The sequence below is a fragment of the Blautia sp. aa_0143 genome (assembly GCF_004167315.1).
GTDB lineage: Bacteria > Bacillota > Clostridia > Lachnospirales > Lachnospiraceae > Blautia_A > Blautia_A fusiformis.
The window spans coordinates 91,602-112,200 of record NZ_RCXU01000006.1 but is presented as its reverse complement, the minus strand read 5'-3'; the positions used below and the strand labels follow the sequence as shown (position 1 = coordinate 112,200).

The following is a 20,599-nucleotide window of genomic DNA, read 5'->3' as shown; positions in this document are numbered from 1 at the left end:
AAACAGTAACGTATTGACTAGAGGCAGAGCCGGTACTTACCGGCTCTGTTTTAACAAAAAAGAAGAGGGGGTACCTTCTGTGAATAAGAAGAGAATCTATCCACAGTGGTTTTTGATTCTGCCACTGGCATTGTATATCATATTTTTCCTGCTTCCGAGCGTAATGGGTATTGGATACTCCTTTACAGACTGGAACTCCAGGAGTGTTCTTAACGGTACACATTTTGTGGGACTGCAGAATTTTGCAGAGATTTTTACATCTGATAAAAATTATCTCAGCGGTATTGGCAACACATTAAAGTTTACGATCATTTCCAATATCGTTAAGTTGATTCCGGCTCTTCTGATCGCAATTATGCTTCAGGAGGGACTTAAAGGCAAAGGGCTTTACAGAACATTGCTCTACCTGCCGTCTATTCTGCCTTTTGTGATCATTGGTCTTGTATTTAAATCCATCCTGAATTATAATAACGGACTTTTAAACACACTTCTTGATGCATTCCATCTTGGAATCTTCAAACAGAAATGGCTGTCCGATCTGGCTGTTGTATGGAAATCCATTTACGGAGTAGATGCATGGCGTGGTATTGGTTATGTTATGACCATCTTCCTTGCAGGCTTAAATACCATTCCGAAATCCTATTATGAAGCAGCAGAGATCGACGGTGCAAACTTCTGGCAGAGACTTCGTTATGTAACACTTCCGATGCTCAGCGGTGCTATCATGATCAACCTTGTATTTGGTATTACATATGGTCTGAAAGTATTCGATATTGTTTACGTACTTACAAACGGCGGCCCTGGACATGCAACAGAGGTTCTTACAACTTACGCATTCCAGCTTTACTCAAGAGGCCAGTATGGAATGTCTTCCGCATTGAATACCGTTCTTCTTGTGATCACAGCGATCATCGGTGTATTTATTGTTAAGACATTAGGTAAACAGGAGGTACAGCAGTAATGACAAAAAAGAGAGTCGAGAATATTTTAAAACATGTTGTATGTATCCTGCTGTGTCTGTGTGTTGTACTTCCATTTTATATGGTACTGATCAACTCCTTCAAGACAAAAGCAGAGGCTGCAAGAATGAGCCTGGCACTTCCTACAGAGTGGGTGTTCAACAACTATTCTGAAGTTATTGAAAAAGGTGATCTGATCCAGGGCTTCCTGAACAGTTTTGCATATGCATTGATCGCTACAACACTTGGTGTTGTGCTCTGCTCCATGGCAGCATTCGTTATGTGCCGTAAGAGAACAAAATTAAATGTATTCCTTTACTACTTTGTACTTTGCGGACTGTTCTTCCCGGTCAACTATGTAACATTGGTACGTGTACTCAGTACACTGCACCTGAACGATACAAGAGTTGGCATTATCATGGTATTTACCAGTGCAATGATTCCGTTCTGTGTATTTACCATCCGTAACTTCGTAATCTCGGTTCCGGTTGAACTGGATGAGGCAGCTGTTATTGACGGTGCAGGTCCGTTAAGCCTGTTCTTCAAGATCATCATGCCGCTTCTGAAACCAACTATGGTAACATGTTTTATCCTTCAGTTCATGACAGTATGGAGCGATTTCCTTACACCTCTGTATCTGTCAAGCAAGAGTAAACTGTTCCCAATGACAATGGCTGTATATCAGTTCTTCGGAAAGAACAAGAGTTACTGGAACTATATTTTCGCTGATATCGTACTTACCTGTATCCCGGTTATCATTGTTTACATGATCGGCCAGAAATACATCGTAGGCGGTATGACCTCCGGTGCGGTAAAAGAATAAAGGAAATATTATAAGAATTATAAAAAAGCACTGCGAGATGAAATGGTTGAATTCATCTTACAGTGCTTTTACTATAGAATTCTCAGAAATTACTGCATGTTTTCGCAGAAGATATCCTCCATGGAAGCCTTAAGCGGAACACCAAGCTTGCGTAAAGTTCCGTCCAGGGCTGCAAAAACTTCTCTTACATTATAAAATGTAGCATTGTTTCCCATGTGCCCGATGCGGATAACCTTTCCGGCAAGGACGTCAAAGGAGCCTGCCAGCATGATGTTATAGTCTCTTCTGACTCCGTCCAGGATCGCGGCGGCAGTGGTGCCTTCCGGGACTTCAAAAACAGTTACCGTGCTGGAATAGCCGCTGTGGAGATACAGCTTAAGGCCTGCGCCTGTAATGGCCTTTCGGGAGGCTGCGGCAATTTTTGCATGGCGGGAGAGGATGTCAGGGTCTGCTGCGATGTTGTCAATGGCAGCACGCAGTCCGTAGATATCACTGATCGGCATTGTGTATGGGAACCATTTCTCTTCGTAATAATGTGCAAAAGTTGTAAGGTTGGCATAGAAAGAAGCAATTGGCGCCTTACGGTCTGTCATGGATTTTTTTGCATCGTCGCTGACTACAACAAAGGTAAGTCCCGGAGGTGCAGATACCACCTTCTGGGATCCGCCGCACATGATATCAATCTGGCATGCATCAATGTTCAGAGGCTCGCCGAAGGAAGCGGAGACAGAATCTACAATGGTAAGGATCCCGTATTTTTTAAGAAGCGGGCAGATGGCAGATACATCGTTGAGCATGCCACTTGGAGTATCGCCGTGTACTACGGTTGCATATTTGTAGTCATGGTTATCCGCAAGGAAGGCTTCCAGTTCCTTTACATCGAGAGTGTTCTGATAATCTCTGGTATAAAGCTCCGGTCTGCCTCCGTACATGGAAACAAAATCGGCAAAGCCTTTTCCGTAGATACCATTGTCCAGAACAAGAACCTTATCTCCGGGCTCAGTCATGGAAGCAATGGCAGCCTCCAGTCCAAGGATACCCTCACCGCTTAAGATGAGGGTTTCGTTGGAGGTATGGAGAAGAGTGCTGATCTTCTCGCAGGTTTCTTTATAAAATTCGACAAAATCTTCGTCCAGATCCGGATTTGTGCATTCCATGCTTCTTGCCAGACGGACATTTTCTGCGACCTGTGTAGGTCCCGGTGTCATGATCTTATACATAAGCTCACCTCTTGATCTTTATATTATTTCCGCAAATTACGGCAGCTGTTACAGCTATTTTTTTAATCCGGTTTTTCTTGCTGCAAGGTTTAATGGTGTGATCACTACGAGAACGATGACAGCTGCAACACCGATCTGGACCAGGTTTCCCGGGATGGAAGATACCGGTGCCAGTGGATTTCCATAGATGATAACCTCTGCAATGTAGTATCCCACAACCTTGATCACGCAGGCTGCGGCAATGGCGATCACATACCATTTCATGTTCTGGTGCCGGGGATCCTCTGTGAGCTTACCTACTGTGAAGCCCATGATCCCTACAATAATAAGAGTAAATGGTGCCCACAGGGTCCAGCCGGAGAGAAGGTCAAAGAGCCCCATTCCGATCCCACCGGCAATGGCTCCGGTTTTCTTTCCGAATAAAATGGCACCGATGAATAACGGCACATTTCCAAGGTGGATCAGTCCGCCGTTGGCAGCGATCGGAAGCTTAACATTAATAAATGCGGTGAAGATATAAGTCAGTGCAACAAATGCGGCTGTAATGGTGAGAAACTGAACAGATGAAAGCTCCTGGTCAGTTCTCTGAGATGTCTGAACTGCTTTTTCCATAGTGATAGATCCTTTCCCGAAAACATCGATGTATGGATGTCCTCTTTTCATATATTTTTGGTTGGGTATACTTTACAACATGAGTGTACATGAATAAAGACACAATTATAGAAAAAAAAGAGGGGACAGATTCAAGGAGATATTTGTCATTAAAACAGGAGGCTTACTTGGTGGGGAATAAATCAGAACTTTCGTAATGAAGGCGTAAAACGGGAAATACAGGATCAGCATAAGAAGAGAATAAGATAGGTATATCTGGGAAAATTATAATGTTAGAAAAATCCTGTACGGAGCAGGATATCTGCTTACAGGATATTCATAAAGTACAGGGAGAAATCAATTGACAAAGCTGTAATAAAATCGTAAACTATAGCAAAGAGTGTGTTCAGGAGTGAATATTCCGGACACACTTTGTGACTGATGATGATTATGAGGAGGATACTATGAAGAATAAAAAATTTATTGCACTTTTAGCTATGACTGTTGCTCTTTCTGGTGTCATGACGGCATGTAGTTTCGGAGGAGGAAAAGAGGACAGCGTGGTTGTGGAGTCTACTCCTACTCCGACACCGGCGAAAAAAGCGAAGGTTACACCGACTGTTGCAGCAGACGCACAGAATACAACCTACACATCCAAGGATAAATCCGTAGCGATCAAGCTTCCGGATGCAACCTGGGCCAACAAGTCCGATGAGACAGATATGGTAAGCTTCGAGTCTCCGGACCAGGGCAGGATCCTGATCCTTCACGGCTCCGGTGCAGATCTGGAATCTGCAGTGATCCCGAACTCCCAGGATATGGCAGTTTCCATGACACAGGCAGAGAACATGGTAAATGGAACCGATTTTGAGATCCAGGATTACAAGGCAGATCAGAAAGACGGAATCAACATTTATTCCTATACTGTGAAATATAAGGATACGACCAAGAGTGACGGTTATGTATATGCTATCAATAAATACTTTGTAAATGACAGTGAGTATTACAGCCTTGTGGCATCTGTTAAAAAAGAGGATGCTCTGAAAAAGGTTCAGGAGTCTGTCGACAGCTTTGCAATCCTTGGTGATTCCACTCTGAAGAGTGCGGCAAATGGTTCCGCAGCCAAGACTGCCGGTAAAGGTAATGCAGCAGCTTCCTCTGATGGAAGTGCATCTGCAGATGGTAATGCTGCAGCTTCTTCTGACGGAGCAGCAGATGGAACTACAGCTGCCGATGGAAGCACATCTACAGACGGAAGTGCAGCATCTGACGGAACATCTACAGACGGAAGCAGTACATCTGATGGTTCTTCCAATGGAACTGCATCCACTGACAGCAGCTCCTCCGGTGCTATCGTAAATGGCGGATTTACAGATGAGCAGCTTGGCAACACAGATGAGACAAGAACTATTTACAGAAACTCCGATGGTAAACCACGTGTTATCGTTCCGGACGGAAACGGTGCATGGATGGATAACGAAGGAAACCGTTTCACCTTCTCTTCTCAGTATGACTGTGATGTATATGAAGAGGATGGAACAAGCTTCTACTGGCACGGTGAGGCTGCAGACGTATACTATATGCCTGTACAGTAAAGCCTGGAGTAGCAGGAGATTCGGTTAGATAAGAATTCCGGGATCACAGCTTTTGTGGCTGCGGTCCCGGATTTTTTGTGTCATATTATGTCACAGGCGTATACTTATACAGGAAGACATGGTATAATGTGAACGCTGCGGGCGATGGAACGCCCGGAAAATATTTGGAGGTTTTTATGGAAGCATACAGTGATTTCGCCAGAGTTTATGACATTTTCATGGACAATGTGGAATATGAAAAATGGGCGGAATATCTTATAGGAAGTCTTAAAGAATACGGAATTGAAGACGGGATCGTGCTGGAACTTGGCTGTGGGACCGGAGTGATGACAGAGCTTCTGGCTGAGTCCGGTTATGATATGATCGGTGTGGATAACTCTGAGGAAATGCTTGGCGAAGCCATGGAAAAACGTGCAGAATCCGGTCATGAGATCCTTTATCTGGAACAGGATATGCGGGAGTTTGAACTTTATGGAACGGTACGTGCTGTCGTCAGCGTCTGTGACTGTATGAATTACATCACAGAGGAGGATGATCTGCTTACTGTATTTAAACTGGTGAACAATTATCTTGATCCGGATGGAATTTTTATATTTGATATGAACACCCCGTATAAATACCGGGAAATGCTTGGAAATACGACTATTGCAGAGAATCGGGAAGAGGGAAGCTTTATCTGGGAAAATGAATTTGATGAGGAGACCGGGATCAATGTGTATGATCTAACTCTGTTTCTTCCGAGAGAAGATGGTCTTTATGAGAGAGACGAGGAAATTCATTACCAGAAGGCCTATGATCCGGAGAAAGTAAGGGAACTTCTTGAAAAGGCAGGCCTGATCCCGCTGGCGGTTTATGACGCATACACCAAGGATGCACCGAAGCCGGACAGCGGAAGACTGACTTTTGTGGCCAGAGAACATGGAAAGGAAATTCCGTCAGACGAGAAATAAAGGAGGAAATTTTTTATATGAGTGATTATATTGTAAGAGCAACAGCGGCAAACAGCCAGATCCGTGCATTTGCGGCTGTTACAACCGATATGGTGGAGACAGCGAGAAAGAATCATAACACCAGTCCGGTGGCAACAGCGGCACTGGGACGTCTCCTTACCGGCGGTGCCATGATGGGAGCTATGATGAAAGGGGAAAAGGATCTCCTTACACTTCGGATCCATGCAGGCGGACCACTGCAGGGAATCACAGTAACTGCGGATTCTCACGGAAATGTAAAGGGCTATGTGGGGAATCCGGATGTATGTATCCCGGCAAACAGCAAAGGCAAGCTGGATGTTGCGGGAGCTGTCGGCGTAGGCTTTATGGATGTGATCAAGGATATGGGACTGAAAGAACCATATGTGGGACAGGTTGCTCTTCAGACCAGCGAGATCGCAGAAGATCTCACCTATTATTTTGCAACCAGCGAGCAGGTTCCGTCTGCGGTAGGACTGGGTGTGCTGATGAATAAGGATAATACAGTCCGTCAGGCGGGAGGCTTTATTGTACAGCTGATGCCTTTTGCAGAGGAAGAGGTGATCGCAAAGCTTGAGGAAAACGTATCAAAGATCGATTCTGTTACCAATCTTCTGGAGCAGGGACACACACCGGAAAGTCTTCTTGAAAAAGTACTGGAAGGCTTTGACATAGAGGTCAATGATACACTGCCCACACAGTTCCATTGCAACTGCTGCAGAGAGCGTGTGGAAAAAGCGCTGATCAGCATCGGAAGAAAAGAACTTAACGAGATGATCCAGGAAGGCAAGGACATTGAGATGAACTGCCATTTCTGCAATAAGAATTATAATTTTACCGTGGAAGATCTTAAGAGGATCATAAGAGAGTGCAAGCGATAAAACTCGGGAGGAAGAAAAAATGAAGCATGGTTTTATCAAGGTGGCAGCGGCAACGCCGAGAGTTACCGTTGCAGACTGCAAGGCAAACGGAGAGGAAATCCTGAAGGCCATTCATGAAATGGAAAAGGAACATGTCAAGTTGATGGTATTTCCGGAATTTTGTATCACAGGATATACCTGTCACGATCTTTTTCTCCAGAGATGTCTTCTGGACAGTGCGTGGGATGAGCTTCTGCATATTGCAGAGGAGACAAGGGAGACGGACGCCCTGATCTTTGTGGGACTCCCGCTGCGTCACAGAGGCAAGCTCTATAATGTGGCAGCAGCTCTGAATCATGGCCGTATCGTGGGATTTGTGCCGAAGACTCATATTCCGAATTATAATGAGTTTTATGAGCAGAGACAGTTTGCAGGTGCAGAGGAAGAAGATGTGGAATTTGTGGACTTCCTGAAGTGCGAGAAAAATGAGGAGGATGAGTTCTGGGATGAAATTCCTTTTGGAACAGAGCTGATCTTTGAATGTAAGGAATTTCCGGAATTCACTGTTGCAGCAGAGCTTTGTGAGGATCTCTGGGTCCCTGCGCCGCCAAGTATCCGTCATGCCGTCAACGGTGCGCATATCATCGTTAATCTTTCTGCCAGTGATGAGATGGTAGGTAAGGATTCCTACCGGAGAACTCTGATAAGCGGGCAGTCAGCACGACTGATCTGCGGATATATTTATGCCAGTGCAGGGGAAGGGGAGTCTACCCAGGATCTCGTGTTTGGCGGACAGAATATGATCGCAGAGAACGGTTCCATGCTTGCGGAAAGCAGACGCTTTGAGAACGGCATCATTTACAGTGAGATCGATGTGCAGAGACTGGCTGATGAGAGAAGAAGAATGTCCACGTATCCGGCAGTTTCTACCTGCAGTCATACAAGAGTTGATTTTTCCGTAGCAGAGGAGGAAACAAGACTTACCAGAAAATATCCACAGTATCCCTTCGTTCCGTCTGTGAAGGAAGAGCGTGATGAGCGCTGCGAGGAGATCCTGAACATCCAGGCTATGGGACTTAAGAAACGTATGGAGCATATCCACAGCAGGAGTGCGGTGGTAGGACTTTCCGGAGGACTGGATTCTACCCTGGCGCTTCTTGTAATGGCACGTGCCTTTGACCGGATGGGAATGCCGAGAGAACAGATCCACTGTGTGACCATGCCATGCTTTGGAACCACAGACAGAACCTATCAGAATGCCTGCAAGTTAAGCCGCTGCCTTGGTGCAAGGCTTACCGAGGTAAATATCAAAGAGGCGGTAAATATCCATTTCCGGGATATCGGACATGATCCAGAGATCCACGATGTGACGTATGAGAACAGTCAGGCACGTGAGCGTACTCAGATTCTGATGGATACGGCAAACAAGGAAGGCGGCGTTCTTGTGGGAACCGGAGACCTTTCCGAGCTGGCTCTTGGCTGGGCAACCTATAATGGCGATCACATGTCCATGTATGGTGTAAATGCTTCTGTCCCGAAGACACTGGTACGTCATCTGGTACGTTATTATGCGGATACCTGCGGAGATGAGGAACTGAAGGAGGTTCTTCTGGATATCCTGGATACTCCGGTAAGCCCGGAGCTTCTTCCTCCTAAGGATGGCAAGATCGCCCAGAAGACGGAGGATCTGGTAGGACCGTATGAGCTTCATGATTTTTATCTGTATTACATGCTGCGTGCAGGATTTACACCGGATAAGATCTACAGGCTTGCCTGCCTGACCTTTGAGGGGATTTATGATAAAGAGACGATCCTGAAATGGCTAAAAACCTTCTATCGGAGATTTTTTGCCCAGCAGTTCAAGCGTTCCTGTCTGCCGGATGGCCCGAAGGTAGGTAGTGTGGCACTTTCTCCAAGAGGAGATCTCAGAATGCCAAGTGATGCAAGTGCAAGGATCTGGCAGGATGTGCTGGAGAAGATTGAAATCTGAATGTAGATCACAAAGAGGAATGTGAATGCTGTTACAGGATCAAATATATCTGATATGAGAAAAAAGCGGAGAGCTTAAGTGTTCTCCGCTTTTTTTACTGCATCCGTGATAGCTGAAAGGAGTACCTGGGAGGTATATTTCCGGTCTCCTGCATACTGAATGTCTTCCAGGGACTGACTGGAATAGATCTGACTTGCCAAAGAATCCAGAACCGGTTCCATAAGAGGATAGGAAGCTTTTGTGGCTTCATTTAAATTCACCAGACGGATGGCCTTGATCCTGTCAGCATTTACAGTAACTTCCACATCGAAGGTATTCTCGTTCAGGGTGATGGAAGAGGTATAGACGCCCGGCTTGTAGCGGGATTTTTCGCTGGCTGTATGACTGGCATTTTTTCCGGGACCGAACATGAAGAAAAGAACGACAGCCAGAACAACAGCGAGAGCCAGAAAGACAGCTGTGTAAATGATCTCTTTCATATGTAGGACGATGATCCTGGTTTTGGAACTCATGGCGCACGCCTCCCAAAGCTTTTTATATAGTTTATTATCGGGAGGGAGGATTTATGCCACAGCTGTGCGCAGGTTATCCGATACTGTGCCTGGAAAAATAAGGAAAAGAGCAGGCAGATATTTCAGAATATAGAGAACGACCGTTCTATAGGAGTAGAATTTGTGGTATGATAGGAATACTTCAGGCGCAGGATGGCGCCGGAATGACTGAAAATCTGCAAGTGATCGGGAGGATGAAGATGTCATTACAGTTTATCATAGGAAGTTCCGGAAGCGGAAAATCCTGTTATGCTTATCAGAATATCATAGAACAGGCGGGGCTGCATCCTGAGAAGCTTTTTTATGTGATCGTGCCGGAGCAGTTTACCATGCAGACCCAGAAGACACTGGTGGAGATGAGTCCGGGCAGGGGAATCCTGAATATTGATATCCTGAGCTTTGAGCGTCTTGCATACCGTGTTCTGGAGGAAGTTGGAGGAGACAGCCGCATCCTTCTGGAAGAAACCGGTAAGAGTATGGTGCTGCAGAAGATGGTACAGCAGCATGGAAAGGAGCTTTCCTATCTGGGAGGTCAGATGCGTAAAGCGGGATACCTGGATGAAGTGAAGTCTATCCTGTCGGAGTTTATGCAGTACGATATCCGGGACAGTGAGATCCAGGAGATGATCGAGGATTCCGGTGACAGAGCGTTACTTCAGATGAAGCTGAAAGACGTAGCTGTTCTTTACCAGGCATTTACCGGATATCTGAAGGATCATTATATGACAGGAGAAGAAGTAATGGATGCGCTGGAAAAAGCTCTTCCGTTTTCTGAAAAAATGAAAAACAGTGTACTCCTTCTGGATGGTTACACCGGTTTTACGCCTATTCAGATGCGTGTTGTGGGAGAACTTCTTGCTGTCTGTGAGAAGGTGATGGTAACGGTGACCATGGATGCGGATGAGAATCTGAGCATGAGAGGAAAACCTTATCAGCTTTTTTATATGAGCCGTCAGATGATCCACGGGCTTTCGGAGCTGACCAGGGAGATCGAGACACCGGTTCTTTTGAAGGATGTGGGAAAATCCCGCTTTTCCCAGGCACCTGCCCTTCATTTCCTTGAAAAAAATATCTTCCGTTACCGAAAAAATATATATAAAAAAGCGCAGGATGAGATCTGCATGTTTTCGGCAGTGAACCCGCAGAAGGAAATGGAAGAAGCTGCCCGCCGGATCGCCAGACTTGTAAGGGAAAAGGGCTGCCGTTACGGTGAGATCGCCGTGATCACAGGTAACCTGGAGGAGTATGGAAATCTTGCAAAGCAGGTATTTACAGCAGCAGGGATCCCGTATTTCATTGATGAGAAGCATACGGTCCTGATGAATCCGTTTGTAGAATATTTCCGGGCAGCACTTGAGATGGCAGTGCAGGATTTTTCCTATGAGAGTGTATTCCGGTATCTCCGGTGCGGAATGTCCTGTGTGACCAGGGAGGAAGCAGACCTTCTGGAGAATTATGTGCTGGCTCTTGGTATCCGTGGATTTAAGAAATGGGATGAAGTGTGGGTGCGTATTTACCGGGGAATGCCGCCGGAAAGCATTCAGAGGCTTAATGAGATCCGGCAGCGGTTCGCAGATGAGACCAGAGAGCTTGCGCTAAGCTTTAAAGGTGGGAAAAAGACGGTGCGGGAATACTGTACTTTTCTCTACGAGTTTGCAGTGCGGAGCCAGGTGCAGCAGAAACTGAAGCATCAGGAACTGAAATTCAAGGAACAGGGCGACAAGGCCATGGAAAAGGAATATGCCCAGATCTACGGAATCGTTATGGAACTTCTGGATAATATGGTGGAGATCCTTGGAGAGGAAACCGTGAACCGCCAGGATTTCCGTCAGCTTCTGGAAACAGGACTGAACCAGGCCAAGGTGGCTCTGATCCCGCCAAGTATGGACCAGGTACTTGTGGGAGATATGGAGAGAACCAGGCTGAAGGATATCCGTGCACTGTTTTTTGTGGGAGTAAATGAAGGGAATATTCCGAAGAATACATCCGGTGGAGGAATGCTTACGGAGATTGACAGAGAATTTTTTAAAGATCAGGGGATCCAGCTTGCACCGGGGCCAAAGGAACTGATGAACATGCAGCGATTTTATCTGTATCTGAACATGACCAAGCCAAGAGAACTGCTCTGTCTGTCCTTCTGTCAGTCCGACAGCCAGGGAAAAGCCCTGAGTCCGGCCTTTCTTGTCAGTAATATCCGGGAGATGTTTCCGGAAATGGAGATCCGGCAGTGCGGAGATATGCAGGAACCTATGGAATTACTGGAGCTTCCGGGAATCAGCCTGGATTATTTCCTGAGAGGGCTTGCAGGAGAAGCTTACCAGGATAATGCGGTCTTCCAGGAACTGTACAGCTGGTATCTTCAGAGCCCGGAATACAGGATCCTTGTAAAAAATCTTACAGAGGCATCTTTTTCAGAACGACCGTCAGACAAGATCGGAAAAACAGTGGCAAAGATTCTCTATGGAGAAATTTCCCCGTACAGTGCTACCCGGCTGGAGCGTTTTGCGGCCTGTGCATTTGCACATTTTCTGCAGTATGGACTGAAGATTACAGAACGTGCAGAGTATGAGTTCCGGGCTATGGATATGGGAAATGTCATGCATATGGCACTGGAAAAATTTGCGGCGGAAGTCCGAAAAGAGGGACTGGACTGGGCAGAGCTTACGGAGGAAGAGCGAAACCGTATCATAGACAGCTGTCTGGATCAGGTTTCCGCAGATTACGGAAATACGATCCTTAAAAGCAGTGCGAGAAATGAATATATGATCGAACGGACCAGACGTATTTTGCGGCGTACCGTGTGGGCTTTGCAGGAACAGCTGAAGCATGGAGCATTCCGGCCGGAAGGATTTGAGGTGAGGTTTCAGGGCGGAAGGATCGACCGTGTGGATATCATGGAAGAGCCGGAGAACAACCGGGTCTATGTGAAGGTGATCGATTATAAAACCGGAAATACTTCGTTTGATCTGCTGGCGTTGTATCATGGCCTTCAGCTTCAGCTGATGGTCTATCTGGATGGAGCATTACAGGTGGAAAAACGGAAGTATCCGGATCGCGAGATCGTTCCGGCCGGTGTGTTTTATTATAATGTGAAGGATCCTATGATACAGGAGAAGATCCATGCGGATATGGAAAGCATCAATGAACAGATGCTGAAGAAAATGAAAATGAACGGGCTTGTACAGGCAGATGATAATATGAGTACCAAAATCGACAGCACTATGGCCTCCATACCGGTATCCCTGAACCGGGACGGAAGCTTCAGCAAAAGATCTTCTGTTGCCTCAAGGAAGCAGTTTGATGCTCTGGGAGCGTATGTGCGGAGAAAGATCTGTGACATCAGGGAATCGATCCTGGATGGAAATGCGGCAGTGGAACCCTATGAACTTGGAAAAAAGAATGCCTGCACATATTGTCCGTATCTTACTGTGTGCGGCTTCGACAGGAAGATACCGGGATATGAGTTTCACAGGCTGTCGTCCATAGAAGAAGATGCACTGTGGAAAAAGATCATGAAGGGAGAGGAAGAGAATGGCAGTGAAATGGACTGAGGAGCAGAAAAAGGTCATCACGCTCCGGGACCGGAATATTCTGGTCAGCGCAGCAGCCGGTTCCGGTAAAACTGCAGTGCTGGTGCAGAGGATCTTAAGTAAGATCATGGACCCTTTGAAACCGGTGGACATTGACCGTCTTCTGATCATGACATTTACAAGGGCGGCAGCGGGAGAGATGCGGGAACGTATCGAACGTGGACTGGATCAGGCACTGGCTGAAGATCCGGATAATGAGCATCTGCAGAGACAGATGACGTTGATCCATACGGCACAGATCACTACCATTGACGGCTTTTGCGCCTATGTGATCCGAAATTATTTTCATCTGATCGGACTGGATCCGGGTTACCGGACTGCAGATGAGGGTGAACTGAAGCTTTTGCAGGAAGATGTGCTGAAGGAGCTTTTTGAAGATTATTATGCAGAAAGAAAGGCAGATTTTACTGCATTTGTGGAATGCTATGCGCCAGGAAAAACGGATGAAGGACTGAAGGAACATGTGCTGGAGCTTTATAATGCTGCGATGAGTAATCCATGGCCCGAAAAATGGCTGGACAGCTGTGTGGAGAATTATCATCTGGATCCGGAAAAAGGTCTTGAGGGAACGCAATGGTTCCGATATCTGTGGGAGGCTGCAGACTGTGCACTGAAAGAAGCGGAAGAGCTTACCGAAACCGCAATGAAGACCTGTCAGCTCCAGGATGGACCGGAGCTTTATCTGGAGGCTCTGGAAAAGGATATGATACTGATCCGGCAGTTAAAACAACTGTCCGTTAAAAGGGATTATGATGAGATAGCGCAGAATCTCCGGAATCTGAAGTTTGCAAGACTTTCCTCAAAAAAAATGGAGGGAGTATCGGAGCAGCTGAAAAATCTGGTAAAAACTCTTCGCGAAGATGCAAAAGATAATCTGAAGGAACTGGGGATCCGATATTTTTACGGAAATCTGGCTGAGCTGACGGAACTGACAGAAGCATCTGCACCACCGCTGGAGATGCTGGTAAAGCTGACAAAGGATTTTGCAGAACGTTTCCAGGCAAAGAAGCGTGAAAAAAATGTTCTGGATTTTTCAGATATGGAACATTTTGCCCTGGACATCCTTCTGAAAAAGGAAGGAGAAACCTATGTGCCCAGCCAGGCGGCAAGAGAGCTTTCTGAAAAATATGATGAGGTCCTGCTGGATGAGTATCAGGACAGTAATCTGGTTCAGGAAATCCTGATGCAGACAGTTTCCGGCTGGGTCAATGAACGCAAAAATATCTTTATGGTAGGAGATGTAAAGCAGAGCATCTACCGTTTTCGTCTGGCCCGTCCGGAACTGTTCATGGAAAAATATAAGAGCTATTCACTGGAAGACAGTCCGGAACAGCGGATCGACCTGCACAAAAATTTCCGAAGCAGACCGGAAGTCCTTGAAAGTGTCAACTTTATTTTCCGGCAAATCATGGGGGAAGATCTGGGAGGAATTGCTTACGACGAGGCGGCAGCTCTGTATCCCGGAGCTTCTTTTCCGGAAGGCCAGGATCCGGAATTTGTAAAAACAGAGATCCTTCTTGTGGATAAATACAGTCCGCTGCTGGAAGAGGAGGATGAAGAAGTAACGGAGAATGAGAGAGAGCTGGAGGCCCTTGCCATTGCAGGAAGGATCCGATCTATGGTAGGGCATGAACGGGTGCTGGATAAGGAAACGGGAGAGTATCGACCTCTTCAATATGGAGATATCGTGATCCTGCTCCGATCTGCTTCAGGCTGGGCTGAAACCTTCGGGGAGGTTTTGAGTGCAAGAGGGATACCGGTATATACGGCCTCCAGAACCGGATATTTTTCTGCAACAGAGGTTGTGACACTGCTGAATTATCTCCGGATCCTGGATAATCCGCTGCAGGATATTCCCATGACCGGCGTACTGCGTTCACCGATCGTTGGATGTACCACAGAAGAGCTGGCTGAGCTTCGGATCGCATATCCGGAAGGAATGATCTATGAATGTGTGTGCAGGTTTGTGGAGGACTACAGAAAGCATGGGAGCTCTGAGGAAAACAAAAAAATCCTCGGAGAGAAGCTGTCCTGTTTTATGGACACCATGAATACACTTCGTGATAAGGCGGCTTACACGCCGGTCCATCAGCTGATCCTGGAGGTACTTGCACGCACCGGATATGGAGACCATGCAAAGGCAATGCCAAATGGTGAACAGAGGAATGCAAACCTGAACATGCTTGTGGAAAAGGCAATGGAATATGAGAAGACAAGCTATCGAGGCCTTTTTAATTTTGTAAGATATATCCAGAAGCTTCAGCAGTATCAGGTGGATTACGGGGAGGTAAATCTTTCCGGAACCGGGGAAAGTGCAGTACAGATCATGACGATCCATAAGAGCAAGGGACTGGAGTTTCCGGTAGTGTTTGCAGCAGGAATGGGAAAACGCTTTAATTTCCGGGATATGAACGCAAGTATCCTGATCCATCCGGAGCTGGGGATCGGTGCGGATGCGATCCTGCCGGAGAAGAGGATCATCGCTCCATCCCTTTGCAGGCAGATCATACGGAGAGCGCTCCTGATGGAAAGCCTCGGAGAGGAGCTGAGGGTACTTTATGTAGCGCTTACACGTGCAAAGGAAAAACTGATCCTCAGTGGAACTATTGGAGCCCTGCATCCGGAATTGGGGGAATTGTCCGCATTAAGGGACAGTGAGGAACCATTGCTTTCTCTGGGCAGGAGGCTTGGCGGGAAGACTTACTGGGATTATGTGCTTCCGGCACTGGCAAGGCATCGCTGCATGGCACCATTATTTCATGAATATGGCATCTTTATGAATACCGCAAATCCTCTGTACAAAGATCCGGCAGAATTCAAAGTTACACGGGTCACAGCACAGGAACTGACAGAAAGTGAGGTTATGGAACAGGCAGAGCGGGAAATGAAGAAGGAAACACTGGAGAACTGGAATCCGGGCAGAGTTTTTGACAGTGAGATTCGGGAGGAGATCCAGAGACGTTTTTCCTTTGTATATCCCTATCAATATCTGGAAGATCTTCCTGTGAAGGTGAGTGTATCAGAACTGAAAAAGCGAAGCTACCACAGTGAGCAGGATCTGGAAGAAACGGTGGATTATGAGACGGAAGAAGAGATCCAGCCGCTGGTTCCCCGATTTATCGAGGAGAAGAAAGAGGAAGGATATACAGGAGCACTTCGTGGAACGGCTTATCATCGTGTAATGGAATGCCTGGACTATCAGAAGACAGCAAACAGGGATGAGATTCGCAGACAGCTGAGAGAATGGGTTGACGCCAGGAAGATGGAAAGAAAAGAGGCTGAGTCGGTCCGGGTAAAGGATATCTGGAATTTTGTGGAAGCACCTCTCGGACAGCGGATGAAAGCAGCTTCAGAGAAGAGACTTCTGTTCCGGGAGCAGCCTTTTGTGATCGCAAGAAAAGCTTCGGAGCTCGATCCGCAGTGGCAGTGTGAGGAAAATGTTCTGGTACAGGGAATCATTGATGCGTATTTTATAGAGGATGAAGAAATCGTTCTGGTGGATTATAAAACGGACTTTGTGAGACGTGGAGAAGAACAGAAGCTGATCGACCGTTATCATGTACAGCTGGAGGATTACGCCCAGGCGCTGGAACGGATGACAGGCCGGAAGGTGAAGGAACGGTATATTTATTCGTTTACTCTTGGAGAAGCGTTCAGTCTCTGATCTGAAAATGAAATGATATGTTAATGTGGGCAGATATCCTGCGGCGGAGAGATTACACTCTCCAGCCAGCAGGATATTTGTTTTTCAGGATTCCGTTTACAAGCTTTCCGAAGCCGAGAGGATAACCGTCCACACAGAGAAGGTGCCAGCCTTTTTTGTGAGCGGCCTCTTCCGGCTCGATCATAAGAGTTTCGCCTTTCAGATAACGGGTAAGCCGTTCATCAGAAACCGGCAGGGAGATAACTGCTTCCACATCTCCTTTGTGAAGCGCCAGCGCCAGAGGCTGAGACGGCTCAAAACGGTTTTTCTTCAGATCACCCAGGTAGAGGCCGTTTCGAAGAAAGGAGATTCCGCGGAGATCCAGAGGGAAGGGCAGCTGATAGTATACTTTATCTTTGCGGACTTCCACACGGTTCCAGTCAAATTCCTGACCGCCAATGGTTTTCAGGCCGATCTCAGAGAAAAATTCCTCCAGCCATTTCCGGGTATTTTTGTCCGGTCCTTTTGCGGAAAAGCGGAAAACAGGTGGAAGAGAGTCACCTTTTTTGCGGAACAGGGCGAGAAAATGACCTTCGCCATCCATTTTGTGTGGAAAGATTCGGACGCATTTTTGAAGTTCTTCCGGATTAAATGCATTTAAGCTTAACGCGATTTCGGAATCGGAAGTGTCTGCTGTGCCGGCATATTCCGGGCGGCCGCTGGAGAAGCCTTCATATCCTGGCATTTCCATAAGTTCCATATCCGGGCGTTGTCTGAGAAGATAGGCTACCACTTCTTCGTCTTCACATGGGGAAAAAGTGCAGGTGGAATAAAGCAGCATTCCGCCCGGACGGAGCATATCGGCAGCTTTTAAGACCAGGTCTTTCTGGATATCAGAAAGCTCAGCAGATTTTTCCGGTGTCCAGTCGCGGGCAAGGGCTTCCTCTTTTCGGAACATGCCTTCCCCGGAGCATGGAGCGTCCAGAAGGATCTTATTGAAGAAAGCAGGAAAACGCTGGGCAAGTTTGGCGGGCTTTTCGTCGGTGACGAGCATATTTTTCATGCCAAAAAGCTCCAGATTCCTAAGAAGGGCTCTGGCTCTGGAAGTACTGATATCGTTGGCAAGGAGAAATCCGGTGTCATTTAAGGCTGCACCCAGGGCAGTGGCTTTTCCTCCGGGAGCTGCACAGAGATCCAGGACAAAATCTCCAGGTTCGATAGGAAGCCTGGAAGCTGGTGTCATGGCACTTGGTTCCTGAAGATAATAAAGGCCCGCCTGGTAGTAAGGACATCGTGCAGGGCGGCTTTCCTCCTCGTAGAAGTATCCGGTATTGATCCACGGGATCGGCCGGATAGGGAAAGGGGAAAGCGCCTGAAAATCCTGGCAGGAGAGCTTGGCGGTGTTTACACGTAGACCGTAGGTGCGGGGATTTTTGTAGCTTTTCAGGAAAGCATCATAATCATCTCCCAGCATTTCTTTCATACGCTCCAGAAAAGGAAGCGGTAATGTCTGTATTTTATCTGAATCTGTCATAATTTCCTCCATAATATAAACTTGACTCTCTCGGATATTGTGTGAAAAGAGTGGTTTCCGAAAAATATTATAAAGTATAGAGGGATTTTTCTAAATACTATTGACAAAACTATATTATACGATATATAGTATTATTCACAGAACAATATTACATGACTTATCATGTGAGCGTTGGATCGTGAAGTGATCGCGTTCATCAGCATGTAGTAAGACGGAATGTGAATGTCCGTTTTACAGGTCATAGAGAGGTGAGCAGATGGTATTTAATACAGGAGCAGCCCTCCTGGATGCGGTCGTCCTGGCTGTTATTTCCAGAGAGAAGGACGGTACCTACGGGTACAAGATCACCCAGGATGTGCGAAGTGTTCTGGAGGTTTCAGAATCTACGCTGTATCCGGTCCTTCGCAGGCTTCAGAAGGATGAATGTCTGGAAGCCTACAATATGGAATATGCAGGCAGAAACCGGAAATATTATAAGCTGACAGATAAGGGCGCAGCGCAGCTGAATCTTTACAGAAGTGAATGGGAGATCTATTCATCCAAGATCACCAGGATGTTTGAGGAGGGAGTTTGATTATGAACAGAAAGCAGTTTATGGAACAGCTTGAACGGCTGCTTTCCGATATTTCAGAGGCAGAGAGACAGGAAGCACTGGAATATTATGAAGGATATTTTGATGATGCAGGTCCTGAGAATGAAGGAGAAGTGATCCGGGAACTGGGAAATCCGGGGAAGGTTGCTGCGATCATTAAGGCAGATCTTCAGGAGAACAGTGAAGATTACGGGGAATACACAGAGAACGGATATCAGGATACCCGTGTGAAAGAGAACGGGGAAATGCCGGACCATTATACAGAAGTAACCGTATACGGAAATGGACAGGGAGAGGCCCATCGTGATACGGGAAATACAGAAAATTTCGAAGACCGCAGGAAAAGACGTGCCCAGCGCGGCTATCACGCAGAGAAAAAGCAGAATAAGGCAGGAATCATTCTTGCGCTGATCGTTCTTGTTTTTGCGGCTCCTCTGATAAAAGGATTATTTGGCGGAGTACTGGGGATTTTGGTGACACTGGCATTGCTGCCTTTCCTGCTGACATTTTTTGCAGGAGCGGGATCGATCATCCTTGTGATCGGTGCAGTTGCGTGCATTGTTGTTGGGATTGCCATGACGGTGTCTCTTCCGCCGGCCGGAATCCTGACTATCGGTATCGGATGCCTGATGATGGCACTTGGACTTTTGTTACTGTTACTGACGGTGTGGTTTACAGGTAAGATATTGCCTGCGATCCTGCGGAAATTTACGGGATTCTGCAGCAATCTCCTGAATGGAAGAAAGGCGGAAAAAGTATGAAACGTTTTCTGAAGGTAATTCTGATCCTTGCAGCAGTATTCGGTGTAGCAGGCCTGGGACTTACTGCCGGCGGAGCTGCCATGGGAGCGACTATGGGAGATGTGAGTGTTCTGGATCATGGAATCACGCAGGTGCTTCGTGTTCTGGATCATGAAGACAGCTGGGAAGTGGAAGATTCCGAGGAAGATATGGATGAGCAGGAGGACGATTTTCAGGCAGCTGCAGAGAGCGCGGTAACTGAGAAGGGCGTTCTGGCAGACAGTGCAGACAGTTCCGCATATACGAAAGTATATGAGGCCTCGGCTGTGTCAGATCTTTTCTGTGATCTGAGATACGAAGAACTGGTTTTGAAAACATGGAATGAGGATAAAGTTCAGGTGAAAGTTTCAGGGAAGGATCACAATCGCATTCAGATCAGCAATGACAACGGTAGTCTGAGAATTGCAAGCAATCAAAAAGTGAGAAACCGTTCCATAGAAATTTTTTGCCCGGAAAACTTAAGCTTTCATAAGATAAAACTTCAGATGGGAGCCGGAACCATCGAACTGGATGGTGATTTTAAAGCGGAGCAGATGGAAGTAAATGTGGGGGCCGGAACCATTGAAAATTCCGGCAGCCTGGATATAAAGGAAGCAGATTTTACAGTCGGAGTGGGAACTGCTGACATCAGTGAACTTCAGGTGGAGAATTTAAAAGGAAGCTGTGGTATGGGAGATATGGAGCTTACACTTACAGGAAAAGCTGCTGAGTATAATTATGAGCTGAAATGTGGTCTTGGAAATCTGGAGGTGGATGATTCTCTGGAAACATCCATTACTTCCGGAAATAAACAGATCACAAATGAAGGTGCCACGAAAAATATAAAACTGGATTGCGGAATGGGAAACGTTCAGGTTGAATTTGAAGAAGACTAAAGGAGGAA

The 20,599-nt window shown here is 46.6% G+C and carries 15 protein-coding genes; 11 read left to right on the top strand and 4 right to left on the bottom strand.

Annotated elements, in window-relative coordinates:
• The first annotated feature begins 79 nt into the window (after window positions 1–79).
• Both EAI83_RS04375 and EAI83_RS04370 read left to right on the top strand, forming a co-directional pair.
• Window positions 80–961, top strand: coding sequence for a carbohydrate ABC transporter permease (locus tag EAI83_RS04375; RefSeq protein ID WP_243113441.1), 882 nt, complete (start codon window positions 80–82; stop codon window positions 959–961).
• A complete protein-coding gene (locus EAI83_RS04370) occupies window positions 961–1,782 on the top strand; it encodes a carbohydrate ABC transporter permease (RefSeq protein ID WP_129974668.1) in 822 nt (273 codons plus the stop codon). The genes EAI83_RS04375 and EAI83_RS04370 overlap by 1 nt, the downstream gene beginning before the upstream one ends.
• Before the next feature lie 89 nt (window positions 1,783–1,871).
• Here EAI83_RS04370 and EAI83_RS04365 read toward each other — a convergent pair whose 3' ends face one another.
• Together EAI83_RS04365 and EAI83_RS04360 are read right to left on the bottom strand one after the other, a co-directional pair.
• Window positions 1,872–3,002 carry a pyridoxal-phosphate-dependent aminotransferase family protein gene (locus EAI83_RS04365; RefSeq protein WP_129974667.1) on the bottom strand — a complete coding sequence of 377 codons (1,131 nt, stop codon included), beginning with the start codon at window positions 3,000–3,002 and terminating at the stop codon, window positions 1,872–1,874.
• A gap of 54 nt (window positions 3,003–3,056) precedes the next feature.
• Window positions 3,057–3,614 carry an ECF transporter S component gene (locus EAI83_RS04360; RefSeq protein WP_129974666.1) on the bottom strand — a complete coding sequence of 186 codons (558 nt, stop codon included), beginning with the start codon at window positions 3,612–3,614 and terminating at the stop codon, window positions 3,057–3,059.
• Between the two features lie 443 nt (window positions 3,615–4,057).
• Between EAI83_RS04360 and EAI83_RS04355 the strand changes: the two genes are divergently transcribed.
• The 4 genes from EAI83_RS04355 (at window position 4,058) to EAI83_RS04340 (ending at window position 9,006) form a co-directional block, all read left to right on the top strand.
• Window positions 4,058–5,188: a hypothetical protein gene (locus EAI83_RS04355; protein WP_059086908.1), complete on the top strand. Its 1,131-nt coding sequence runs from the start codon at window positions 4,058–4,060 to the stop codon at window positions 5,186–5,188.
• A gap of 176 nt (window positions 5,189–5,364) precedes the next feature.
• The gene (locus tag EAI83_RS04350) at window positions 5,365–6,138 is read left to right on the top strand and encodes a class I SAM-dependent DNA methyltransferase (RefSeq protein WP_022426586.1); all 774 of its coding nucleotides are present in this window, start codon (window positions 5,365–5,367) and stop codon (window positions 6,136–6,138) included.
• 17 nt (window positions 6,139–6,155) lie between these two features.
• A complete protein-coding gene (gene hslO, locus EAI83_RS04345; RefSeq protein ID WP_022426587.1) occupies window positions 6,156–7,037 on the top strand; it encodes an Hsp33 family molecular chaperone HslO in 882 nt (293 codons plus the stop codon).
• 19 nt (window positions 7,038–7,056) lie between these two features.
• Window positions 7,057–9,006: an NAD(+) synthase gene (locus EAI83_RS04340; RefSeq protein WP_092068377.1), complete on the top strand. Its 1,950-nt coding sequence runs from the start codon at window positions 7,057–7,059 to the stop codon at window positions 9,004–9,006.
• A 74-nt stretch (window positions 9,007–9,080) separates the two neighbouring features.
• Here the strand turns inward: EAI83_RS04340 and EAI83_RS04335 are convergent, their stop codons facing one another.
• Window positions 9,081–9,518 carry a hypothetical protein gene (locus EAI83_RS04335; RefSeq protein ID WP_022426589.1) on the bottom strand — a complete coding sequence of 146 codons (438 nt, stop codon included), beginning with the start codon at window positions 9,516–9,518 and terminating at the stop codon, window positions 9,081–9,083.
• Window positions 9,519–9,685: 167 nt separating this feature from the next.
• On the opposite strand from EAI83_RS04335, the gene addB reads away from it, so the two are divergent.
• Complete coding sequence (addB, locus tag EAI83_RS04330) at window positions 9,686–13,108, top strand: helicase-exonuclease AddAB subunit AddB (RefSeq protein WP_330547756.1); 3,423 nt, start codon at window positions 9,686–9,688, stop codon at window positions 13,106–13,108.
• A complete protein-coding gene (gene addA, locus EAI83_RS04325) occupies window positions 13,089–16,811 on the top strand; it encodes a helicase-exonuclease AddAB subunit AddA (RefSeq protein ID WP_129974665.1) in 3,723 nt (1,240 codons plus the stop codon). Before addB ends, addA begins: the two co-directional genes overlap by 20 nt.
• A gap of 52 nt (window positions 16,812–16,863) precedes the next feature.
• Here the strand turns inward: addA and EAI83_RS04320 are convergent, their stop codons facing one another.
• On the bottom strand, window positions 16,864–18,324 hold the full coding sequence (locus EAI83_RS04320) for an RsmF rRNA methyltransferase first C-terminal domain-containing protein (RefSeq protein WP_173722851.1): 1,461 nt from the start codon (window positions 18,322–18,324) through the stop codon (window positions 16,864–16,866).
• A 256-nt stretch (window positions 18,325–18,580) separates the two neighbouring features.
• Between EAI83_RS04320 and EAI83_RS04315 the strand changes: the two genes are divergently transcribed.
• Genes EAI83_RS04315 through EAI83_RS04305 form a run of 3 tightly spaced genes read left to right on the top strand, consistent with a single transcriptional unit; the run spans window position 18,581 to window position 20,591 of the window.
• Window positions 18,581–18,898: a PadR family transcriptional regulator gene (locus EAI83_RS04315; protein ID WP_129974664.1), complete on the top strand. Its 318-nt coding sequence runs from the start codon at window positions 18,581–18,583 to the stop codon at window positions 18,896–18,898.
• Window positions 18,899–18,900: 2 nt separating this feature from the next.
• Window positions 18,901–19,677, top strand: a complete 777-nt coding sequence (locus EAI83_RS04310; RefSeq protein WP_129974663.1) for a DUF1700 domain-containing protein — start codon at window positions 18,901–18,903, stop codon at window positions 19,675–19,677.
• The gene (locus EAI83_RS04305) at window positions 19,674–20,591 is read left to right on the top strand and encodes a DUF4097 family beta strand repeat-containing protein (RefSeq protein WP_129974662.1); all 918 of its coding nucleotides are present in this window, start codon (window positions 19,674–19,676) and stop codon (window positions 20,589–20,591) included. The genes EAI83_RS04310 and EAI83_RS04305 overlap by 4 nt, the downstream gene beginning before the upstream one ends.
• The last annotated feature ends 8 nt before the right edge of the window (window positions 20,592–20,599 follow it).

Coding starts and splice junctions, on each gene's coding strand:
- EAI83_RS04370 (WP_129974668.1), top strand. CDS start 961: ATGACAAAAAAGAGAGTCGAGAATATTTTAAAACATGTTGTATGTATC.
- EAI83_RS04365 (WP_129974667.1), bottom strand. CDS start 3,002: ATGTATAAGATCATGACACCGGGACCTACACAGGTCGCAGAAAATGTC.
- EAI83_RS04360 (WP_129974666.1), bottom strand. CDS start 3,614: ATGGAAAAAGCAGTTCAGACATCTCAGAGAACTGACCAGGAGCTTTCA.
- EAI83_RS04355 (WP_059086908.1), top strand. CDS start 4,058: ATGAAGAATAAAAAATTTATTGCACTTTTAGCTATGACTGTTGCTCTT.
- EAI83_RS04350 (WP_022426586.1), top strand. CDS start 5,365: ATGGAAGCATACAGTGATTTCGCCAGAGTTTATGACATTTTCATGGAC.
- hslO (WP_022426587.1), top strand. CDS start 6,156: ATGAGTGATTATATTGTAAGAGCAACAGCGGCAAACAGCCAGATCCGT.
- EAI83_RS04340 (WP_092068377.1), top strand. CDS start 7,057: ATGAAGCATGGTTTTATCAAGGTGGCAGCGGCAACGCCGAGAGTTACC.
- EAI83_RS04335 (WP_022426589.1), bottom strand. CDS start 9,518: ATGAGTTCCAAAACCAGGATCATCGTCCTACATATGAAAGAGATCATT.
- addB (WP_330547756.1), top strand. CDS start 9,686: ATGATAGGAATACTTCAGGCGCAGGATGGCGCCGGAATGACTGAAAAT.
- addA (WP_129974665.1), top strand. CDS start 13,089: ATGGCAGTGAAATGGACTGAGGAGCAGAAAAAGGTCATCACGCTCCGG.
- EAI83_RS04320 (WP_173722851.1), bottom strand. CDS start 18,324: ATGACAGATTCAGATAAAATACAGACATTACCGCTTCCTTTTCTGGAG.
- EAI83_RS04315 (WP_129974664.1), top strand. CDS start 18,581: ATGGTATTTAATACAGGAGCAGCCCTCCTGGATGCGGTCGTCCTGGCT.
- EAI83_RS04310 (WP_129974663.1), top strand. CDS start 18,901: ATGAACAGAAAGCAGTTTATGGAACAGCTTGAACGGCTGCTTTCCGAT.
- EAI83_RS04305 (WP_129974662.1), top strand. CDS start 19,674: ATGAAACGTTTTCTGAAGGTAATTCTGATCCTTGCAGCAGTATTCGGT.